The 4686-nt window shown below is 63.4% G+C and carries 4 protein-coding genes; 1 reads left to right on the forward strand and 3 read right to left on the reverse strand.

Going from position 1 to position 4686, the window contains the following annotated elements; genetic code table 11:
• The 3 genes from AC04MI_RS23535 to AC04MI_RS23545 form a co-directional block, all read right to left on the reverse strand.
• Positions 1–819: ABC transporter substrate-binding protein (locus AC04MI_RS23535; RefSeq protein ID WP_476498847.1), on the reverse strand; the 819-nt coding region annotated here is incomplete at its 3' end.
• Positions 820–878: 59 nt separating this feature from the next.
• Positions 879–1592 (reverse strand): ABC transporter ATP-binding protein, encoded by a 714-nt coding sequence (locus tag AC04MI_RS23540; protein WP_476498848.1) that lies wholly within the window; start codon positions 1590–1592, stop codon positions 879–881.
• The gene (locus AC04MI_RS23545) at positions 1592–2362 is read right to left on the reverse strand and encodes an ABC transporter ATP-binding protein (protein WP_476498849.1); all 771 of its coding nucleotides are present in this window, start codon (positions 2360–2362) and stop codon (positions 1592–1594) included. The genes AC04MI_RS23540 and AC04MI_RS23545 overlap by 1 nt, the downstream gene beginning before the upstream one ends.
• 378 nt (positions 2363–2740) lie before the next feature.
• Here AC04MI_RS23545 and AC04MI_RS23550 point away from each other — a divergent pair, with 378 nt between their 5' ends.
• Positions 2741–4576 (forward strand): ABC transporter transmembrane domain-containing protein, encoded by a 1836-nt coding sequence (locus AC04MI_RS23550; RefSeq protein ID WP_476498850.1) that lies wholly within the window; start codon positions 2741–2743, stop codon positions 4574–4576.
• The last annotated feature ends 110 nt before the right edge of the window (positions 4577–4686 follow it).

Genomic DNA, 4686 nt, shown 5'->3' on the forward strand with positions numbered 1-4686 from the left:
GGTGAACTGCAGGCCTTCGGTGTTGCGCAGGCCCAGGCTGTGCACATCGGAGATGAAGATCAGCAGGCCGGCGAGCTTCATGCTCTTGCCGATGCCGAACTCCTTGGCAGCCTTGATGGAGTTGATGGTGTCACCACCTGCATTGGCCAGGCCCAGGATTTGCGCCTTGGAGTTCTGTGCCTGCAGCAGGAAGGACGAGAAGTCGGACGCGTTCAGCGGGTGGCGCACAGCGCCCACCACGTTGCCGCCCTTGGCCTTGACCACGGCGGTGGTGTCGGCTTCGAGCGCATGGCCGAAGGCATAGTCTGCCGTCAGGAAGTACCAGCTCTTGCCGCCGCCATCCACAATGGCCGAGCCCGTGCCCTTGGCCAGTGCCACGGTGTCATACGCGTAGTGCACGGTGTACGGTGTGCACTGGTCGTTGGTCAGCGCGGAGCTGGCAGCACCGTTGTTGATATAGACACGCTTTTTCTCGGCAGCGACCTTGGCCGAAGCAAGTGCGGTACCCGAGTTGGTTCCCCCAAACAGCATGGTCAGGCCTTGGGTATCGATCCACTCCCGGGCCTTGGAGGCTGCGATGTCGGCCTTGTTCTGGTGGTCTGCTGTCAGCAGCTCGATGGGCATGCCCAGCACCTTGCCTCCGAAGTCGTCAATCGCCATCTGAATGGCCACTGCGCCGTTCTTGCCTTCCACGTCCGCATACAGGCTGGACATGTCGGTGATGAAACCGATCTTGACCTTGTCCTGTGCGTGCGCGGCCGAGGTGGCCAGACCTGCAACGCCCAGCATCAGTGCCAGCACTTTGAGTTGTTTCTTCATGGATTTGTCTCCTGTGGGTGTGGTGGAAGAAAACGGTGGGGAAAGGGTGTGGGCGTGGCTCAGACGCCCAGCAGTTCGTTGAGCACAGGCATCTTCGCTTCCAGCTCGGCAGCGCCAAACTTCTCCACGATGCGGCCGTGCTCCATCACGTAGAACCGGTCGGCCAGCGGTGCGGCAAAACGGAAGTTCTGCTCAACCATGACCACGGTGTAGCCCTTTTGGCGCAGCATGGTGATCATGCGGGCCAGGGCCTGCACRATGACGGGCGCSAGGCCTTCGGAGATYTCATCGAGCAGCAGCAGMTTGGCGCCRGTGCGCAGGATGCGGGCCACMGCSAGCATCTGCTGYTCRCCGCCCGACAGSCGCGTGCCCKGGCTGTTSYKGCGCTCGGCCAGGTTGGGGAACATSKCGTAGATCTCSKSCACCGACATGCCCGGCGTGCCCGTCTTGAGGGCGGGTGGCAACAGCAGGTTTTCTTCGCACGACAGGCTGGAGAAAATGCCACGCTCTTCAGGGCAGTAGCCCACGCCCAGGTGCGCAATACGGTGCGTGGGCATGTTCACGGTTTCCACGCCGTTGATCTTGACCGAACCCTTGCGCGCACCGGTCAGCCCCATTATGGCGCGCATGGTGGTGGTGCGGCCTGCACCGTTGCGGCCCAGCAGCGTGACCACCTCGCCCGGCTGGACGACGATGTCCACGCCGTGCAGCACATGCGACTCGCCGTACCAGGCTTCGAGGTTCTTGATTTCGAGTGCGGGAGCGCCAGCCATCAGTGCGCTCCCTGCAGTTGGCCGTCGGTCGTGCCCATGTAGGCTTCCATGACTTGGGGGTTGTTGGAGACTTCTGCGTAGGGGCCTTCGGCCAGCACGGCGCCGCGCTGCAGCACGGTGATACGGTCTGCGATGGTCGACACCACCTTCATGTTGTGYTCSACCATCAGGATGGTGCGGCCKGCCGAGACCTTCTTGATGAGCTGGGTAACGCGGTSCACGTCYTCGTGGCCCATGCCCTGCGTGGGYTCGTCSAGCAGCATCAACTCGGGCTCCATGGACAGCGTGGTCGCGATCTCCAGTGCGCGCTTGCGGCCATAGGGCAGGTTCACGGTCACTTCATCGGCCAAGTCTTCCAGCCCCACCTCGGTCAGCAGTTGCATGGCACGGTCGTCAAGCTGCCGCAGGGTGCGCTCGCTGCGCCAAAAGTGGAACGAGGTGCCCAGCTTGCGCTGCAGGCCCAGGCGCACGTTCTCGATGAGTGTGAGGTGCGGGAACACCGCCGAAATCTGGAACGAACGGATCACCCCGCGGCGCGCAATCTGTGCGGGCTGCTCTCGCGTGATGTCGTGCCCGTTGAAGCGGATGACACCCGAGGTCGGCTCCAGGAACTTGGTGAGCAGGTTGAAGCACGTGGTCTTGCCCGCACCATTGGGACCGATCAGCGCATGGATGGAGCCGCGCCGAACGGCCAGGTTCACATCGCTGACGGCTGTGAAGCCCTTGAACTCTTTGGTCAGGCTGTTGGTTTCAAGAATGACGTCGCTCATTGCGCCTTGGCCGCTCCGTAAGGTGCTGAAATGAGGAGCCTTGCAACAAGGTCTCCGGGGAGGTTGGATCGCAACGCATCGTATGTCTCCCTACCCCGCGGTAGATACTGGGACTAATGCCTATGTATAAATGCCTACGTACCCGCCCTGAGGGCGCATGGCGCTGGGGATGTACGGGCGCGAGCAGCGCGCCAATGCTCAATCTGGCGCCGTGGCAGGCACAGAAGACCACACGCGGTGGTGGCGCAGCGCCGCGCCCATCACTGACTTTTTACTGACAAGCCTTGGTATTCACCGCCGTGGGCACCACTTATAACCATGGAGGGGCCGGACCGCGCTCCTTCTGCGGCACTCAGCTGAGCCGCCTACACTGCCATGATGCCCTCCCTCCCCTCCTCCACACCCGCCCGTGGCGCCCCCCGCTCGCTCACGGGACTGCTGCCCTTTTTGCGGCCGTATCGTGCGCGCATTGCACTGTCGCTGGTGTTCCTGGTGCTGGCGGCATTGGCCACACTGGCGTTTCCCATGGCACTGCGCAATCTCATCGATGGAGGCCTGGTCTCTGCGACGGGTGACCGGGGAGCGCAGGCCATGGCCCTTCGCGGGCATTTTGAAGAGCTGTTTGCGGTGGCCATGGCACTGGGCGGGTTTTCGGCSGCGCGCTTYTATAYGGTGAGCTGGCTGGGCGAGCGCGTCACCGCTGACCTGCGCAACGCCGTCTATAGCCATGTGCTGCAGCAAAGCCCCCAGTTCTTCGAGACCACCCAAACCGGCGAGGTGCTGTCGCGGCTGACGTCGGACACGACGCTGGTGCAGACCGTGGTCGGCTCATCGCTGTCCATGGGGCTGCGAAATGCGGTTCTGGGCCTGGGTGCCCTGGTCATGCTGGTGTGGACGAATCCCTATGTGATGTCGGTGGTACTGCTGGCCGTCGTGCTGGTGGTGCTGCCCACGATGTGGATCGGTCGCAGGGTGCGCCGATTGTCACGCGACAGCCAGGACCGCGTGGCCGACTCCAGCGCCATCGCGGCCGAAGTGCTCAACGCCATCCCCGTGGTGCAAAGCTATACCGCAGAGCCACGCGAGGCCTCAAGGTTTGCGCGGGCCACGGAAGACGCCTTTCGCGCGGCAGTCAAGCGCACCAAGGCGCGCGCCTTGCTCGTGGCCTTCATCATCATCGCCAACGCGGCCCTGTTGCTGTGGGGGCTGTACCGGGGCACAGAAGCCGTGTTGGCCGGGCAGATGAGTGCAGGCCACCTGGGCCAGACCGTGGTGTACGTGATTCTGCTGGCGAGCGCGGTGGCAGTATTGGGCGAAGTGTACGGAGACCTGCTGCGTGCTGCCGGTGCCACCGAGCGCTTGATGGAGTTGCTGTCGAGCCGTTCCCCCGTGGCAAACCCTGCGACACCCAAGCGGCTGCCCACTTCGGATCAAGGGCTGGAGGTGCAGTTTGACAACGTGCAGTTTCACTACCCGTCGCGCCCGGATCAGCCCGCACTGCAGAACTTCTCGCTGCACCTGTTACCCGGAGAGACGGTGGCACTGGTGGGCGCCAGCGGGGCGGGCAAGACCACGGTGTTTCAGTTGCTGCAGCGCTTTTATGACGTGGATAGAGGCTGGGAGGCGGGTGCTCAGGGTTCACGAGAGGGACGCATCCTATTGAACGGTGTGGACATCCGCGACCTGAGCTTGGACACACTGCGCGCCCATACGGGCACCGTGCCCCAGGATGCCGTGATTTTCTCCGCCTCGGCCATGGACAACGTCCGCTATGGCCGTCCGGATGCCTCCGACGAAGAGGTCATGGCGGCCACCCGGGCTGCCTTTGCGCATGACTTCATCGCAGCCCTGCCCGAGGGCTACCACACGTTTCTGGGCGAACGGGGTGTACGCCTGTCGGGCGGCCAGCGCCAGCGTATCGCCATTGCCCGAGCCATGCTCAAAAATCCACCCCTGTTGCTGCTGGACGAGGCCACCAGCGCACTGGACGCAGAAAGTGAGCGCATGGTGCAGGCCGCGCTTGACACTGCCATGCAGCGCCACACTGGCAAAAGGACCACGCTGGTGATCGCCCACCGCCTGGCCACGGTACAAAATGCCGACCGCATCGTGGTGCTGGACCACGGTCAGATCGTGGAGCAAGGCACCCATAGCGCATTGATGGCACAAAGTGGGGTGTATGCGCGCCTGGCCGCACTGCAGTTCACCAGTTGATCCCGCACCATTCTGCAAGGTCTACCCCCAGGACCGGGTGCAGTGGCTACTGCAGGGTTTCCTTGACTGCCGCTGGCAACGGCATGACGGCAATGCCCTCATCCAGCAGC

It is taken from the genome of Acidovorax sp. LjRoot204, from assembly GCF_056175785.1.